The organism is Chlamydia pecorum E58, assembly GCF_000204135.1.
Classification (GTDB): domain Bacteria; phylum Chlamydiota; class Chlamydiia; order Chlamydiales; family Chlamydiaceae; genus Chlamydia; species Chlamydia pecorum.
This window is the reverse complement of record NC_015408.1, coordinates 43,406-60,786: the sequence shown is the minus strand read 5'-3', so window position 1 is coordinate 60,786 and position 17,381 is coordinate 43,406. Positions and strand designations below refer to the sequence as shown.

Below are 17,381 nucleotides of genomic sequence, written 5' to 3'. Positions count from 1 at the left end.
TTGTTAAGTTCATTTAATTAAAAAATAGATTTTATAAATCTAGGGAGGGTTATATGGGACTATATGATCGTGACTATATACAAGAATCTCGTCTTCCAGGGACTTTTGCTTCTAGGGTGTATAGTTGGATGACTGCAGGACTTGCAGTTACAACCTTTGTAAGTTTAGGTCTCTATTATTCGGGATTATATAGAAGTTTATTTGCTTTTTGGTGGATCTGGTGTTTAGGGACTCTAGGGGTTTCCTTCTTTATTAATGCGAGACTACAAACATTATCTTTACCTACTGTAATGTCATTATTTTTAGTCTATTCTGTGTTAGAAGGGATGTTTTTTGGGACAGTGCTTCCTATTTATGCTGCTCAATATGGGGGAGGCGTAGTATGGGCTGCTTTTGGATCTGCAGCACTCGTATTTGGAATGGCAGCTCTTTATGGAGCTTTGACAAAAAATGATCTTACTCAGATGAGTAAAATTTTGACAGTAGCAGTAATGGGACTACTAGCAATCACAGTTGTTTTTGCTATAGTTTCTTTATTTGTGTTTATGCCGTTGTTTTATCTTTTAATTTGTTACTTGGGATTAGTCATTTTTGTTGGATTAACTGCTGCAGATGCTCAAGCAATACGACGTGTTGCTGCAAACGTTGGAAATGATAGTGTCGTTAGCTATAAGCTTTCTTTAGTAATGGCTTTAAAAATGTATTGTAATGTAATTATGGTATTCTGGTATCTGTTACAGATATTTTCTTCTTCTGGAAATCGGGATTAAACTTTATAGGTTGGGTGAAAATAGGTTTTCTAAGAAAAGTTCTAACTGAAACTCTTGAAAATCTTCCATAGATTCCCCATAGCCAATAAAATTTGTCGGGATTTTTAAACATTTTGCAATTCGGAAAAGTGTTCCTCCTTTTGCTGAACCATCTGCTTTTGTAAGAATTATTCCAGAAACGGGAGCAATAGATAAGAAAGCTTGTGTTTGTTCTAAAGTATTGCCTCCCAAAGTAGCATCTAATGTCATTAGAATTTCATGGGGAGCTCCAGGAAGAGCCTTATTACATACCGTTACGATTTTAGAAAGCTCTTTCATGAGATTGGTATGGGTATGCAAACGGCCTGAAGTATCTATAATGACTTTATCACAATCTCGAGCTATGGCAGCTTGAATCCCATCATAGGCAATGGCAGCAGGATCCCCTCCGGACTTGCCAGAAACAAACCCACAGTTAAGCTTCTCTGCCCAGCAGCGCATTTGATCTATTCCCGCAGCGCGAAAAGTATCTGTAGCAACAATAAGGACCTTCTGAGATTGCTTTTGATAGAAATGTGCGAGTTTTGCCACTGTGGTAGTTTTCCCCGAGCCGTTAGAGCCTAAGATTAAAAATACTTGAGGAGACGAAGAGACAGGGCGAGATAATGGAAGCTGTTGCAGGGTCTCACGGAGAAGGGCAATAATGAGCTCTTTAATCGTAGCTTTATCTGGATTTTTAGCTTTGCGTAAACGAGAACAAAGCTCTTCAGTAAGTTCGGAACCAAAGTCGGCTTCGTAGAAAAGTTTCTCAGCATATTCTAGAAGATCTACAGAGAGGTTTTTTTTTAATAAAGAACAAATCTTATTGCTGAAGAACTTGAACATTGCTTAAAGCAAAGTTAGTTGAAGTAAAAGAAATGATACAAGATAAGAAGGAAAATGCAAAGGGGATTTTATGCACCTTCATGAATATCAGGCTAAAGATCTTTTAACCTCTTATGAAGTGCCAATCCCTCCTTATCGTGTGGTTTTTTCAATTTCAGAAGTCCCACAAGTTTTACAAGATTTAGGGATGGATTCTGGTGTAGTAAAAGTACAAGTCCATGCTGGAGGAAGAGGAAAACATGGTGGCGTCGTAGTCGCAAAGTCTACGGAGGAAATCTTACAGGCAGTAACTAAACTAATAGGTATGCGCTTCATAAGCAACCAAACTTCCGGGGAAGCTCTTCCTGTAGAAAAGGTTCTAATCTCTCCTTTAGTAGGAATTGCTAAAGAGTATTATGTTGCTGTTATCATGGATAGAAAACATCGCTGCCCGACTTTAATGCTTTCTAAGTCTGGGGGCATGGATATCGAAGAGATTGCACAGAAATTTCCAGAGCTACTCTTGTTTCTTCCTTTAACTGTCTTTGGAAAGATTTATACGTATCAGCTCCGACAGGCGTGTTCCTTTATGGAGTGGAGCGGGGATATTGCAAACCAAGGCGTCAAGCTTATCAAAAAACTTATTCAGTGTTTTTATGATAACGACGCTTCCTTATTAGAGGTTAACCCTCTAGTATTAACAGATGCTGATGAGCTTGTAGCCTTAGATGCGAAAGTCACTCTCGATGATAATGCCCTCTATCGACATCCTCACCTAGAAGCATGCTATGATCCTTCTCAGGAAAACATCAGAGATGTTTTAGCAAAGCAAGTAGGGTTATCTTACATTGCTCTTGATGGGGATATTGGCTGTATTGTCAATGGCGCAGGGCTAGCTATGAGTACGCTAGATATCCTAAAGTTTTATGGAGGAGCTGCTGCGAATTTTCTTGATGTTGGGGGAAGTGCTTCTGCGCAACAAATTAAAGAAGCAGTATCTTTGGTGCTCTCTGATGAGCGCGTAAAGGTGCTCTTTATCAATATTTTCGGAGGTATTATGGATTGTTCCCTAGTCTCTTCAGGGCTTGTTTCTGTCATGGGAACACGGAAAGATACGCTTCCTATAGTCTTGCGCTTGGAGGGAACAAATGTCGATTTGGGGAAAACTATCGTTCAACAGTCCGGGATCTCTTGTCATTTTGTTTCGTCTATGCAAGAAGGCGCTCAGCTTTCTGTCACTTTGAGTCGTACGTAGGAGGCTTATGTTTCAGTTGTTAAGTAGGGATCTTCCTATCATTACTCAAGGGATTACAGGAAAAGCAGGATCTTTCCATACGGAACAATGTCTTGCTTATGGCTCTAATTTTGTTGGGGGAGTCACTCCAGGAAAAGGAGGATCTACACATCTCAATCTTCCTGTATATGATTCTGTTCTAGAGGCAAGAAAAGAAACAGGTTGTCAAGCAACGATGATCTTTGTCCCACCTCCATTTGCTGCAGAAGCAATTATTGAAGCTGAAGCAGCAGGTGTGGAACTGATCGTGTGTATTACTGAAGGAATTCCTGTTCGGGATATGTTGGAAGTTGCTAACCTTATGGAAAATAGCTCCTCTCAACTTATTGGGCCAAATTGCCCAGGAATTATAAAGCCAGGAGCTTGTAAGATTGGCATCATGCCAGGGTACATCCATCTTCCTGGGAACGTAGGACTTGTCTCTCGTTCTGGGACACTTACCTATGAGGCAGTTTGGCAACTAACCCAAAGAAATATAGGCCAGAGTGTATGTGTGGGGATTGGTGGGGATCCTTTAAATGGAACATCTTTCATAGATGCTTTGCTACAGTTTGAACGTGACCCTCAGACACAATGCATTTTGATGATTGGCGAGATCGGAGGGAGCGCAGAAGAAGATGCGGCTGAATGGATCAGAGAGAATTGTAGTAAACCTGTCGTTGCCTTTATTGCGGGAGCTACAGCACCAAAAGGAAAGCGCATGGGCCATGCAGGAGCAATTATTTCCAGTAACTCTGGAGACGCACAATCTAAAATGCAGGCATTACGAGTGGCTGGAGTTTTTGTCGTAGAATCCCCTGCAATGATTGGAGAAGCCGTTGAGGCAGTGCTTCAAGATTTATAAATCATATTTTTGTATCTGTTTTTCCTTTTAAAAAAATCGTTTACGTTCTGAAAATCCCCTTGTAGTAATATTTCACTACCTTATAATTTGCTTGTTAGTGCCTCTGTATTCTCAAGTTAAGGAGTTCTGAGGAGCTTTGGTTTAGAATAGCGAAAACTTCTGAAGGAGTAAGAATGAGAACTAAACAATTTCGCGTGCTTTTATTTATAACTACTTGTTTAGGTGTAGTAGGCTCTCCTGCTTCGGGGTATTCTCTAGTAAAAAAAGAGTCTCGAGCTTCTGAACTTTCCCAAGACGTTCTTTTAAAGGAAATCTCTGGGGGATTTTCCAAGATTGCAGCGATGGCAACACCTGCAGTTGTCTACATAGAAAGTTTTCCTAAAAATGACACCCCTGTAATCACCCCTACACCAGGACGTCGAGGACCTTACGAAAATCCCTTTGATTATTTTAATGATGAATTTTTTAATCGCTTTTTTGGTTTGCCTCCCCATAGAGAAAGACCACAATCTAAGGAAGCTGTAAGAGGCACGGGATTTATCGTCTCTGAAGATGGCTACATTGTTACGAATAACCATGTGGTAGAAAATACAGGGAAAATTCATGTTACTCTGCATGATGGTCAGAAATATACTGCTACAGTCATTGGGCTGGATCCGAAGACCGATCTTGCTGTGATCAAAATTAAAGCAGAAAAGCTTCCTCACCTAAGCTTTGGAAATTCTGATAATTTACAAGTAGGAGACTGGGCTATAGCTATAGGGAACCCTTTCGGTTTACAAGCAACTGTCACCGTAGGGGTGATTAGCGCTAAGGGTAGAAATCAGCTGCATATTGCGGATTTTGAAGATTTTATCCAAACTGACGCGGCAATTAACCCAGGAAATTCTGGAGGCCCTCTTTTAAATATTGATGGTCAAGTGATTGGCGTGAACACAGCCATTGTTAGTGGCAGTGGTGGCTATATCGGTATCGGCTTTGCAATTCCTAGCTTAATGGCAAATAGGATTATTGACCAATTGATCCATGAAGGACAAGTAACGCGAGGATTCTTAGGAGTCACTTTGCAACCTATAGATGCAGAACTTGCAGCATGCTATAAGCTAAATAAGATTTATGGAGCTTTAATTACAGACGTCGTTAAAGGCTCTCCTGCAGATAAGGCTGGCCTAAAGCAAGAAGATGTGATTGTAGCATATAATGGGAAGGAAGTAGATTCTTTAAGTACATTCCGCAATGCAATTTCTTTAATGAGTCCAAATTCTCGCGTTGTTCTTAAAATTGTCCGTGAAGGAAAATTTTTAGAAGTTCCTGTAATGATTGCACAAGCCCCTAAAGAGGAAGGGGTTTCTTCTTTACAGCGTGTTGGGATTCGGGTACAGAATCTTACAGCAGAACATGCTAAGAAACTGGGGATCTCTCCTGAGACTAAGGGAGTGATTATTGTTTCTGTAGAGCCTGGGTCTACAGCTGCAGCTTCAGGAATTGCCCCAGGGCAGCTGATTCTTGCAGTAAATAGGCAGAGGGTTTCTTCTGTAGATGAGCTCAATGCTGTATTAAAGGACTCAGGAAATGACAGCATCCTTTTAATGGTCTCTCAAGGAGAAGTGATTCGTTTTGTTGCTTTAAAGCCTGAAGAATAAAGCTTAAGACTTGTCTAAAAGGACAAGTCTTAAGCTAGATGATCTAGAAGTTGGCAAATTGAAAGAAAGCCTTTCCTAAATTGATCTAATGAGAAGTTTTCCTCAGCAGCATGGATATTATCGCTAATGTATGAGGTCCCACATACTATAGGTTCTGCCCCAGCAATTCTTCCTAACGTCGGCGCAATAGGGATTGTGGCGGTCATAAGGAGTTTTAAACATTCTTTGTGGTAGAGCTTGCTATAAATCTCCTGAAGGATTCCTACAAGAGGAAGGTGAGGGCTACTGCGCCATCCTTCGCAGCTTTCTAAAATTTCATAGGAGAACTGTAAAGCTTTTGGGACACGCTTCTGTAGATGATTTATAACTAAGGTGGCGATTTTCTTAGGGTCTTGTCCTGGGACTAAGCGACACGATAGATATGCTGTTGCCCGATAGGGAATCACAGCTTTAAATCCTGGGCCTGTGTAGCCTCCGGAAATGCCGTTAATATCTAAGGCTGGGCGGTAGGCTCCTGCTTCTTCTGGGGTGTATGAAGGTTCATAGCCTGTAGGGTGAAAACCTAAGGTTTTCTCACATTCCTTGATCATATCTGAAGCTGGCGTGTCTGGACGGCAGTCCCTAGGGATAGGGGTGATATCATCGTAAAAGTGCTCAATCGCAATAGAATTATCAGAGTTATGTAGGGAACTAAGAATTTCTGCAAGAGCGCGGTTGACATTATATGCGATCCCTCCAAAGGTTCCGGAATGCATATCTTTAGTTCCCTCTTGGACATGTACTTTCATAGTAAGAAGTCCACGACTTCCTATGCATAGGGAAGGGTAGTCTTCAGAGGTAAATCCTCCATCTATGATAAGGACAGCATCTGCTTTGAGCTGATCACGTTTTTCCTCGATTAAAGAAAATAATGCGGGACTTCCACTTTCTTCTTCGCCTTCAATGAGCCAAATAAGATTTACAGGAAAGCACTTGCGTGTATTGTAGTAATGTTGAAGAGCTTTTAAAGTATAAAAGCACTGCCCCTTATTATCAGAAGCCCCTCGGGCATAGAAACGACTATTTTTTTGTCTTAAGATAAAGGGATCTCCTTCCCAACCGTCAGAAAGTTCTGCAGGCTGAACGTCATAGTGGTTATAGAGAAGAAGAGTAGGTTTCCCTGGGCCTGCCTGTGTATTTTTGGCATAGATAATGGGAGGGTGGCCTTCTTTCTCCCAAAGCTCTAGAGAAAAGAGCTTGTCTAAACGAGACATTAAGAAGTCAGCACATTTTTTGCATTCCCCAAGATATTGGGAATCAGAAGATAAGGACGGAAATCTTACAAAATCAGAAAATTCCTGTATGAACTCGTGAGAATAAAGATCAAAATCTTCAGAATTTCTATGCATAAAGTTTCCTGAGGAAAGATTGAAAATAATACCAAGGTAACTTAATTTGTCTTTGTTGCACAGAATTATGGCACCCCGATTCTAGCGAAAAATAACAATTTGGAGAATCTTAGGGAAGCATCAATAAGTTAGGGTAAGGAAGTATATGAAGGCTGGAGACTCGTATAGAAACTTTGTTATCAAGTCTAGCCAGGATTTGCCTGAGATAGAGAGTAAGCTTTTTGAAGTAGAGCATAAGCCCTCAGGGGTTTCTATTATGATGATCGTTAATGATGATGATGAAAATGTGTTTAACATATGCTTTAGGACATGCCCTCAATCTTCTAACGGCGTAGCTCATGTTTTGGAACACATGGTGCTCTGTGGATCTGAAAATTATCCTGTTCGAGATCCATTTTTCTCCATGACACGACGTAGTCTGAATACTTTTATGAACGCCTTTACAGGGGCAGACTTTACTTGTTATCCCGCGGCATCTCAGATTCCTGAGGATTTTTACAATCTCCTCAGCGTTTATATTGACGCAGTATTCTATCCTTTGCTCACAAGGAATAGTTTTTTACAAGAAGCTTGGAGATACGAATTCACTCCGGAAAACTGTTTGATTCATACTGGAGTTGTCTATAATGAGATGAAGGGAGCAATGATGACAGGAGAAGCGCGTCTTTCCGAAGCGTTGAATGCTGCGCTCTTCCCTTCGGTCACTTATGGTGTGAACTCTGGAGGAGATCCTAGAGATATACTTACCTTGACTTTAGAAAGTGTACGGGATTTTCATCAAAGCCAATATACGCTAAGTCGCTGCTTATTTTACTTCTATGGGAACATTAAGCCCTCCCGGCATTTAGACTTTTTAGAAGAAAAGCTTTTACGCCATGTTGTAAAGCCAGAGAAGAATTCAGTATCCCTGCCTTTACAAAAAAGGTTTAAAGAACCTGTTCGAGAAATTGCTACATATCCTTTGAATAGCCAAGAGGAAGATAAGGTTCTATTTGGAATTTCTTGGTTGACCTGTTCTATTTTGGATCAGAAAGAACTTTTAGCCTTGTATGTGTTAGAGGTTGTCCTTATGGGGACAGATGCTGCGCCGCTTAAGAGTCGCTTATTGAAATCAGGATTCTGTAAACAGGCAGATATGGGAATTGATAGTGAGATCCGAGAAATCCCTGTAACTCTTGTATGTAAAGGATGCTCTCCTACAGGAGCACAGAAACTGGAGGCTTTGATTTTTGCAAGTCTTGAGGACATTATTCGCGAAGGCATTCCTGAAAATCTCATTGCGGGAGCTGTTCATCAACTTGAACTTGCTAGGAAGGAAATCACAGGATATTCTCTACCATATGGGCTGTCGTTATTTTTCCGTTCTGGGCTACTAAAACAACATGGAGGAAGGCCTGAAGATGGCTTGAGAATCCATAGTCTGTTTTCTGAGCTGCGTACGCAATTACAGAATCCCGAGTATCTTCCTAAGCTTATTCGCAAGCACTTTTTAGATAATCCTCATTTTTCCCGAGTGATCATGGTTCCAGATGCAGAGCTGATCTCTAAGGAAAGACATGAGGAGCAGACACTCCTCAGTAACGTACAGAAAAGTCTTTCTTCAGAGGATGCTGAGAAAATTCTTCAAGATAGCTTGGAATTAGAGAAAGCTCAATCTCAAGAAGAGAACTTGAATGTCTTGCCGAACTTCTCTTTGGATAAGGTTCCAAACTCTGGGAAGGAGTTTAACTTAATCAAGGATATTGTGGCCGGAGGAGAGGTCCTCCATCATTGCTGTTTTACGAATGACTTGATCTTTGTAGATGTTATTATGGATATGCCGCCTCTTTCTGAGGAGGAGCTCCCTTGGTTCCGTCTGATGATCTTTTTAATGCTTCAGCTTGGCTGTGGAGGTAGATCATATCGAGAACAACTGGAGTTTCTTTTAGAGCATACAGGAGGAGTGGATGTTATTTATGACTTTTCTCCTCATGCGAATAAAAACTCATTGTTATCTCCATCCATTAGCTTGCGAGGAAAATCCTTATCTATAAAGGCTCATAAACTATTTCAAGGATTTAAAGATATTCTTTCTGGTGTGGACTTTACAGATATTGCAAGAATTAAAGAATTATTAATGCAGCATAATGAAGCGTTAACAAATAGCGTAAGGAATAGCCCTATGAGCTATGCTATCGGCATGGCGAGTGCAGATAAAGCTGTGACCTCCTATATGTCATACCTCATGTCGGGACTCCCTTATGTAAATACAATTCGCAACTTGGTGAGAAACTTTGATCAGGAGATACATCGTGTTGTGCAGATTTTACAAACACTTTTTACAAAATGTTTTTCTGGGAAACGTCAGGTGGTTGTTAGCTGCAGCGCACAAAATTATCAACAACTTTGTGATAATAATTTTTACGGTATCTTTGAGCATATCATTGTCCCTACGAGACCTTGGGAAAATCCTACCTTCAACTTTAAGCTATCTTCTCAGGGATTATATATTCCTGTTCCTGCAGCATTTAATGTATTAGCTTTCCCTCTTGGAGATCTTCCTTATGATCATCCTGATTCTGCAGCCCTCACTATCTCTGCAGAAATTCTAGATAATGTTGTCTTACATACGAAAATCCGAGAACAGGGGGGAGCATATGGTTCTGGAGCCGCAATTAACTTAGGAAGAGGCTCAGCTTATTGTTATAGCTATCGAGATCCTGAAGTTGCTGCAAGCTATCATGCGTTCCTTCAAGGGATTTCAGAAATCGCTATGGGTAAATTTACTAAGGAAAATATCCATGAAGGGATTCTTAATGTCATCCAAAGTTTAGATGTTCCTGTAGCTCCTGGAAATCGTGCTTCTGTAGCTTTTTATAGACTAAGATGTGGAAAGACTCCTGCAGTGCGTCAAGCGTTCCGTAGGGCTGTGCTTTCAGCGGATAAAGAACACATCTGCCAAGTTATGGATAAGTATCTAGCTCAGAAAACAAGCTCTGCAACGTTTATTTCTTTTGCAGGAGTAGAGATGCTACAGAATGCTGCAGCATCTCTACCTGAAGGCTTCCCTATACATTCTGCTTTGTAGAGTTTAAGAGTCCTGAGTAGGGAGGAGAGAGGGCTCTTCTTCTTCACAGGAAGGCAAGAATGATATTGTAGTATTTTGGATTACTACAGGATCTTCAATATGGTGAGAGGAAGATGTTACCTCAAGATTCTCGAATTTCCTTAATGTTGGTAAGGCTCGGTGTTGAAAACTTGCCGCCATGTCATTGTAACTTTGCACTGTATGATTGAGATTTTTCCCAATTTTATGAAAGTGGTTAAAAACAACATGTAAACGATGGTGTAATTCCTTTCCTAAAAGGCCGATTTCTTGGATTTGCTTTTGCAGATTCTCCTGTTTCCAAGTGTGAGCTACTGTTTTTAACAGAGCTAGCAATGTTAAAGGACCAGAAAGAATTACGTTAGAAGACGCCCCAAAATCGATAAGCTCTGGAGCTAAACGAATAGCGTCATTGAACAAACTCTCCCCAGGGAGAAAAAGGATGACGTACTCTGGTGAATAATGAAATTTGTCCCAGTAGCTTTTAGATTTTAAGCTTTTTATGTGCTCTTTAATTTTATCGACAAGGTCTGTCTTCGAGGTAGGTTCATCTAAGGAAAAATAGGTATCAGAAAAAGGAGCCTTAGCATCAATAACCAAACAGCGCCCCTGAGGGAGACGGATAACGATATCTGCACGTGCAGAAGCTTGAGAATCAGAAGTTTGAGCTTCATAATCACAGTATTTCAGCATACCAGAGAGTTCTAAGATCCTTTCTAGTTGGATTTCTCCCCAACGTCCTCGAGAGCCCGGATGTTTTAAAATATCCGTAAGAGCTTGGGTTTCTTTTTCAAGTTTTTTTTCTACAGCAAGTAGTGAGGTCATCTGTTCTTTTAATGACCCACGATCTTCTGCATGTTGGACTTCAAATTTTTCTAAGTTTTGTTTAAAGGCTGTTAACGTTGTTTGAACGGGAGATAAGATAGACTCTATAGTTTTGGATTTTTCACAAAAATACGCTTGAGCTTCCTCTTTCATGTCTTTGATTAAATTATGTGAGGACGCTACTAAACGGTTACTAAAGTCTTCAATGAGCTGCTCTTGATTGCGTTTTAAATTTAAAGAGTCTTGAAGAAACTGATTTTCCCGCTCTAGCTGTTGAGTTTGTTGAATTAAGGAGAGGATTTTCTTTTTGTAATAACATGAAGTGAAAAACACTCCTAAAAGGAATACTAAGAAAGAGAATCCTAAAGCAATAAAAAAAACATTTTCTTGTGTAAAGGTCATTTTAACTTTTCTTTTTTTACGTAGGTAATAGTGAATATTGGAAAGATGACTAAGACATATAGCCACGAAATAAGAAGAAAGACTTCAACGAAGTAATCTACAAGACCTAGAAATAATAAACAAGCTATAACCCCTGTGATTGCGGCTAAGAGAAAAGAAGATACTCGATAACGAAAGGTTTTAATGCTAGGGAACTTCCAAGGGGAAATCATCAAGCCCCCAATGAATAGCAATGCACAGGAAAGCAAGAAGCTCCGTACATTCGCAGAAACAGAGGCCGCATTGTCAGAAACAAGAAATAAAGCTAAAGAGACGACGCTAGCTGCAGCTGCCGGGATTGGCAATCCAATGAAACACCCCACAGTTCGTGAGGTGTTTGGAGATTTTGAGAAGAGGTTATAGCGAACCAACCTTAACACCCCACATAGGGAGTAAATGATAGAAGTAATAACAAGCAAAGAAGAGAAAAAGCCTCCGACATAAAAGCCATTTAAGCTTTTAATAGCAATAAGAGGTGGAGCAATCCCAAAAGTTATTGCGTCAGAAAGAGAATCAAACTGAGCACCAAAAGCGCTTTCTGCTTTCATAATGCGAGCAACAGCACCATCAGAAAAATCTGCAATCATTGCGCTGATTAATAAAAGAGACAGTCCTTGCAAGCGATGAAAGAGCTCAGAGGAAGAAGATGTTCGCAAGACACTTTTGAAGATAATAAATAACCCGCAGCACAATCCAAAGGCGGTAATAGCGTTAGGAGTGACCGCACGACGTTTTCCTTTCCCTCCTAAGTCAGATCCTACCATGTGAGTGCCGGTGCTTTTTTTTGCATCAGCATAATATATTTCCCCAAAATCAACAAGTTTTTGCAGAGCATAAAAGGAAAGTTTTATTGGGAAAAAACAACATAAAATGCACAGTTTTTCGTCGAGTAAGGCAGAACTTTTCAATTGCAGGAAAACGCATGCAATTCCTATATATGGTAGATAAGCGCATAATGTTTCACTACATATTGGGTTTTCTAGAAGGAAATGTCTTCTGGGTTTGCAAGAGTTTTTCTTACATTTTTGATCTAGTGAAGAAAGCTGAAAAAAGTATGTTCCAACGTTTTTTGTTGGAAAGAGGATTACTTTTGCGCAAATGGTAAAAATTCGAAGTTGAAGGACTTGGTTTTTGGGAGAGTTATGGGTGCAGTTAAAGAAAAGCATTATACTATCGTTAAGCGTAATGGAATGTTTGTTCCATTTAATCAAGATAGAATTTTTCAAGCTTTAGAGGCTGCTTTTCGAGACACTCGAAGTTTAGAAGAGGATGCTCCTCTCCCGAAGGATTTAGAAAAATCGATTTCCGATATCACTAGCAAGGTAGTAGGCGAAGTTATTGAAAAGATCTCTCAAGGGCAGGTGGTAACGGTTGAAAGAATTCAAGATATTGTTGAAAGTCAGCTTTATGTGAATGGGTTGCAAGATGTTGCTAGAGATTACATCGTCTATAGGGATCAGCATAAAGAACAGCGAGAAAGTCCTTGGCGTGGGGTTCTAATCATTCGTAGGGATGGAACTTCTGTAAAATTTAATCCTATGAAGATTTCTGCAGCTTTGGAGAAAGCTTTTCGTGCTACTTTACAGATCAATGGGATAACCCCATCTCCTACAGTGCTAGAAATTAATGAATTGACGCTAAAGATTGTTGAAGAAATCATGGCACAGCATGTTGGAAAGGCTCATGGGATCCATATTGAAGCTATTCAGGATATTGTAGAGAAACAGCTAATGATTGCTGGATTCTATGATGTTGCTAAGAGTTATATCTTGTATAGAGAAGCTCGCATGAGAGCTCGAGAGAATAAGGTTTCAGAAGTTAATTCAGAATGTTTTGTTGAAGATGAAGTGTATCGTGTAGTACGCGAAGATCAAACGGAATACCTCTTAAATAAAGCAGAATTAGAAAAGCGTTTCACTTGGGCATGTGCAAGATTTCCTGAGACTACAAGTTCTAAAACCCTTGCAGATATGGCTTTTGCAAATCTATTTTCTGGAGTTAAAGAGTCAGAAGTAGTTTCAGCTTGTATTATGGCGGCACGAGCAAATATTGAAAAAGAACCCGATTATGCCTTTGTTGCTGCAGATCTCCTTCATGAGGTTGTATATCAAGAAACCGTGGGGCTTTCTGCAGTATCCTCAAAATTAACCGATGCCCATAGGAGGTATTTTAAGCAGTATATCCTTGAAGGAGAAAATTATCGCTTGAACCCTCAATTGAAAGAGTATGATCTGGACGCTTTAGCTGAGGTTCTGGATCTTACTCGCGATCGTAAGTTTTCTTATATGGGAGTACAGAATCTCTTTGATCGTTATTTTAACCAGCATGAGGGAAAGCGTTTAGAAACTGCGCAAATTTTTTGGATGCGCGTTTCTATGGGATTAGCTTTAAATGAAGGCAAGGAGAAGACGTCTTGGGCAATTACATTTTATCATTTACTTTCTACGTTTCGCTACACGCCAGCAACGCCGACGCTATTTAATTCTGGAATGCGTCATTCTCAATTAAGTTCCTGTTATCTTTCCACAGTCAAGGATGATCTGCAGCATATCTATAAGGTAATTTCAGATAATGCTCTTCTTTCTAAGTGGGCGGGGGGCATTGGTAATGACTGGACAGATGTCCGTGCTAGAGGAGCAAAAATTAAAGGAACCAATGGGAAAAGTCAAGGAGTCATCCCATTTATTAAAGTTGCCAATGACACTGCAGTTGCTGTGAATCAGGGAGGTAAGCGTAAGGGGGCAGCTTGTGTATATTTAGAGAGCTGGCATTTAGATTATGAGGATTTTCTGGAGCTAAGGAAAAATACTGGAGATGAGCGGAGAAGGACTCATGATATTAATACCGCAAGTTGGATTCCTGATTTGTTCTTCAAGAGATTGAAACAAAAAGGAATATGGACACTTTTCAGTCCTGATGATGTTCCTGGGTTACATGAAGCTTATGGTCTTGAATTTGAAAAGCTCTACGAAGAATATGAGCAGAAAATAGAAACAGGAGAGATTCAGCTATACAGAAAAGTAGAGGCTGAGGTGCTTTGGCGTAAAATGCTCAGTATGTTGTATGAGACTGGCCATCCCTGGTTGACCTTTAAAGATCCTTCTAATATCCGTGCAGCCCAAGATCATGTGGGTGTGGTACGTTGTTCTAATTTATGTACGGAAATCTTGTTAAATAGCTCAGAGTCAGAAACTGCTGTATGTAATTTGGGCTCTTTGAATTTAGTTGAGCATCTTGAAAATGGCGAGATTAATGAAGCAAAACTCGCCGAAACTATAAGAATTGCTGTACGTATTTTAGATAATGTTATTGATTTGAATTTCTATCCTATTCCTGAAGCAGCTCAGGCAAATCTTACTCATAGAGCTGTGGGACTAGGGTGCATGGGATTCCAAGATGCTTTATATGAGAAAAATATCAGCTATGCTTCTCAAGAAGCTGTAGAGTTTGCTGATGAAGTCGCTGAAATTATTGCATACCATGCGATTTTATCTTCTACAGAGTTAGCGAAAGAGAGAGGCGTGTATGCTTCGTACAAAGGATCTAAATGGGATCGCGGTTTGCTTCCCATAGATACCATAGATTTACTCAAACAGGCGCGTGGAGAGCAATATGTTCTTATGGACACATCCTGTAGGAAGGATTGGGAACCTGTACGTGAAGCAGTTCGTAAATATGGCATGCGAAATAGTCATTTGATGACTATTGCTCCAACAGCAACAATTTCTAATATTATTGGCATTACGCAGTCTATAGAACCTACATATAAGAATCTCTTTGTAAAATCGAATTTGTCTGGAGAGTTTACCATCCCGAATGTTTATCTTATCCGCAAGTTAAAGAGTTTAGGACTTTGGGATGAGGATATGTTAGATGATCTTAAATATTTCGATGGGTCTTTATCTGAAATTGAAAGAATCCCAGAAAACTTGAAAAAGGTTTTTGTTACAGCGTTTGAAATTGAGCCTGAATGGTTGATAGAATGTGCTTCTCGACGCCAAAAATGGATTGATATGGGACAATCCTTAAATTTGTATTTAGCAGAACCCAACGGGAAGAAATTGTCTACTATGTACCTAACTGCTTGGGAAAAAGGATTAAAAACAACTTATTATTTACGGTCTCTCGCTGCAACTTCTGTAGAGAAATCTTTTACAGACATTAATAAGAGAGGTATTCAACCTCGGTGGATGAAAAATATGTCTGCATCCACAAGCATTATTGTTGAAAGGACAGCGAAGAATGCTGTGTGTTCAATGGAAGAAGGTTGCGAATCTTGTCAATAACACGTAATCAGGGAATGTAATGAAAGCAGATATTCTCAGTGGAAGATTAAAACGAGTTCATATTAACAATAAGAGATTAGTAAACTGTAGCCAGGTAGATGTAAACCAGTTGGTCCCAATTAAATATAAGTGGGCGTGGGAACATTACCTGAACGGTTGTGCTAATAATTGGCTGCCCACAGAAATTTCTATGGCCAGGGATATCGAATTATGGAAGTCCAATGGATTGTCGGAAGATGAACGTCGTGTGATTTTGTTAAATTTAGGTTTTTTTAGCACGGCAGAAAGCTTAGTAGGGAATAATATTGTCTTAGCGATATTTAAACACATCACAAATCCCGAAGCTCGACAGTATTTATTACGGCAGGCATTTGAAGAAGCCGTGCATACGCAAACGTTCCTTTATATTTGTGAGTCTTTAAGTCTTGATGAGGCGGAAGTCTTCAATGCATATAACGAAAGAGAATCTATTAAGGCAAAAGATGACTTTCAAATGACGCTAACTGTAGATGTCTTGGATCCGAATTTCTCTACAGATTCTATTGAAGGCTTGCGTAAATTTATTAAAAATCTTGTCGGCTATTACCTCATTATGGAGGGAATCTTTTTCTATAGTGGGTTTGTAATGATCCTCTCTTTCCATAGACAAAATAAAATGACAGGAATAGGAGAGCAATACCAATATATCCTTAGAGATGAGACAATTCATTTAAACTTTGGTATAGATCTTATCAACGGCATCAAAGAAGAAAATCCTGAAGTCTGGTCTAAAGAGCTACAAGAAGAAATCATTGCTCTTATAGAAACTGCTGTAGGACTAGAGATTGACTATGCTAAAGATTGCCTCCCTAAGGGAATCTTAGGATTAAAATCTTCTATGTTTATTGATTATGTGCGCCATATCGCAGATCGTCGTTTGGAGAGAATAGGTCTAAAACCTATATATAACTCCAAAAATCCATTTCCATGGATGAGTGAAACTATGGATCTAAATAAAGAAAAAAATTTCTTTGAGACTCGTGTTACTGAATACCAAACTGCGGCAAGTTTGAGTTGGTAAGAGAGAAAGCTTGTAATTTTTAAAGAGTATTATTTTTTCTATTTCTGAAAAAAGAAAGTTCTTAGAGGAAAGTATGAAAGCTTTTATACTTTCCTCTTATTTTTTTTTTTTATTTTTAACTTTCTTTTGTAATGAAGCCTAAAGATTTGTTCCCTCCATTTTCGTGGAAGGAACGCTATCCTTGTATTGAAAATAGTGTTTTATATGTCCCTAAGCACTATTTTGAACATGAGTGTTTTTCAGAGACTTTATGGAATGAGATCTTCGAAAACGAGCAGCCCTTAGCTTGTGAGCTCTGTTCTGGAAATGGCGATTGGATTGTAGCACAAGCAAAAGAGAATCCTCAGGTCAATTGGATTGCCGTTGAGCAGCGTTTTGATAGGGTAAGAAAAATTTGGTCTAAAATGGCTAATAGCCAGATTTCAAATTTAAAAATCGTTCATGGGACTGCAGAAAATTTTTTCCAGTATTATGTTCCACCAAATACGTTAAGCTATGTTGTTGTAAACTTCCCTGATCCTTGGCCCAAGAAGCGTCACCATAAACGTAGGTTATTCCAAGAAGATTTTGTCGAGAGTCTTGTGAAGGTGATGCAAGATAAGGCAGTGCTTGTGTTAGCTACAGATGAAAAGAGTTACTTAGAAGAGGCAATACAGAGCTTAAGAAAAAGCTTAGATCCTGTGCTTCCTGAACCTTATTATTGTGAAAAGCAGGAAAATTATGGAGGTTCCTGGTTTGAGAACCTATGGAGATCTAAAGGATTTTCGATTTTTTATACGGAATTTATAAAGAACACTGGGATATAGCTGACTTGAACAGCTGACCTTCACGATGTCAACGTGACGCTCTAACCAACTGAGCTAATACCCCAAAAATTACAACTATGGTACTGAGAAAAAGGT

Annotated in this window: 12 protein-coding genes and 1 tRNA gene; 8 read left to right on the top strand and 5 right to left on the bottom strand. The window is 39.6% G+C overall.

Translation table 11 applies throughout. From position 1 onward, the window contains the following. Positions 1-53: 53 nt before the first annotated feature. On the top strand, positions 54-770 hold the full coding sequence (locus G5S_RS00285) for a Bax inhibitor-1/YccA family protein (RefSeq protein WP_013712174.1): 717 nt from the start codon (positions 54-56) through the stop codon (positions 768-770). Between the two features lie 3 nt (positions 771-773). On the opposite strand, the gene ftsY is transcribed toward G5S_RS00285, so the two are convergent. After that, positions 774-1,634 (bottom strand): signal recognition particle-docking protein FtsY, encoded by an 861-nt coding sequence (gene ftsY, locus G5S_RS00280; RefSeq protein WP_013712173.1) that lies wholly within the window; start codon positions 1,632-1,634, stop codon positions 774-776. A 70-nt stretch (positions 1,635-1,704) separates the two neighbouring features. On the opposite strand from ftsY, the gene sucC reads away from it, so the two are divergent. From sucC to htrA, 3 genes are all read left to right on the top strand, one after another. Further along, entirely contained in the window at positions 1,705-2,868 is a 1,164-nt protein-coding gene (gene sucC / locus G5S_RS00275) for an ADP-forming succinate--CoA ligase subunit beta (protein WP_013712171.1), read from the top strand. Positions 2,869-2,875: 7 nt separating this feature from the next. Continuing rightward, on the top strand, positions 2,876-3,751 hold the full coding sequence (gene sucD / locus G5S_RS00270) for a succinate--CoA ligase subunit alpha (protein ID WP_013712170.1): 876 nt from the start codon (positions 2,876-2,878) through the stop codon (positions 3,749-3,751). A gap of 173 nt (positions 3,752-3,924) precedes the next feature. Next, a complete protein-coding gene (gene htrA / locus G5S_RS00265) occupies positions 3,925-5,394 on the top strand; it encodes a serine protease HtrA (protein ID WP_013712169.1) in 1,470 nt (489 codons plus the stop codon). 29 nt (positions 5,395-5,423) lie between these two features. Here the strand turns inward: htrA and G5S_RS00260 are convergent, their stop codons facing one another. Further along, positions 5,424-6,782 carry a M20/M25/M40 family metallo-hydrolase gene (locus G5S_RS00260; RefSeq protein ID WP_013712168.1) on the bottom strand — a complete coding sequence of 453 codons (1,359 nt, stop codon included), beginning with the start codon at positions 6,780-6,782 and terminating at the stop codon, positions 5,424-5,426. Between the two features lie 145 nt (positions 6,783-6,927). Between G5S_RS00260 and G5S_RS00255 the strand changes: the two genes are divergently transcribed. Further along, complete coding sequence (locus tag G5S_RS00255; protein WP_013712167.1) at positions 6,928-9,849, top strand: insulinase family protein; 2,922 nt, start codon at positions 6,928-6,930, stop codon at positions 9,847-9,849. A gap of 3 nt (positions 9,850-9,852) precedes the next feature. Here the strand turns inward: G5S_RS00255 and G5S_RS00250 are convergent, their stop codons facing one another. Both G5S_RS00250 and G5S_RS00245 read right to left on the bottom strand, forming a co-directional pair. Next, positions 9,853-11,094, bottom strand: a complete 1,242-nt coding sequence (locus G5S_RS00250) for a DNA recombination protein RmuC (RefSeq protein ID WP_013712166.1) — start codon at positions 11,092-11,094, stop codon at positions 9,853-9,855. Then, complete coding sequence (locus G5S_RS00245) at positions 11,091-11,897, bottom strand: CDP-alcohol phosphatidyltransferase family protein (protein WP_041467052.1); 807 nt, start codon at positions 11,895-11,897, stop codon at positions 11,091-11,093. The genes G5S_RS00250 and G5S_RS00245 overlap by 4 nt, the downstream gene beginning before the upstream one ends. 378 nt (positions 11,898-12,275) lie before the next feature. Between G5S_RS00245 and G5S_RS00240 the strand changes: the two genes are divergently transcribed. From G5S_RS00240 to trmB, 3 genes are all read left to right on the top strand, one after another. After that, entirely contained in the window at positions 12,276-15,419 is a 3,144-nt protein-coding gene (locus G5S_RS00240; RefSeq protein ID WP_013712164.1) for a ribonucleoside-diphosphate reductase subunit alpha, read from the top strand. Positions 15,420-15,438: 19 nt separating this feature from the next. Further along, positions 15,439-16,479, top strand: a complete 1,041-nt coding sequence (locus G5S_RS00235; RefSeq protein ID WP_013712163.1) for a ribonucleotide-diphosphate reductase subunit beta — start codon at positions 15,439-15,441, stop codon at positions 16,477-16,479. A 131-nt stretch (positions 16,480-16,610) separates the two neighbouring features. Next, positions 16,611-17,285 carry a tRNA (guanosine(46)-N7)-methyltransferase TrmB gene (gene trmB / locus G5S_RS04945; RefSeq protein WP_060577804.1) on the top strand — a complete coding sequence of 225 codons (675 nt, stop codon included), beginning with the start codon at positions 16,611-16,613 and terminating at the stop codon, positions 17,283-17,285. Here trmB and G5S_RS00230 read toward each other — a convergent pair. Next, positions 17,276-17,349: transfer RNA gene (locus G5S_RS00230), tRNA-Val, on the bottom strand. The two genes, trmB and G5S_RS00230, sit on opposite strands and share 10 nt — an antisense overlap. Between the last annotated feature and the right edge of the window lie 32 nt (positions 17,350-17,381).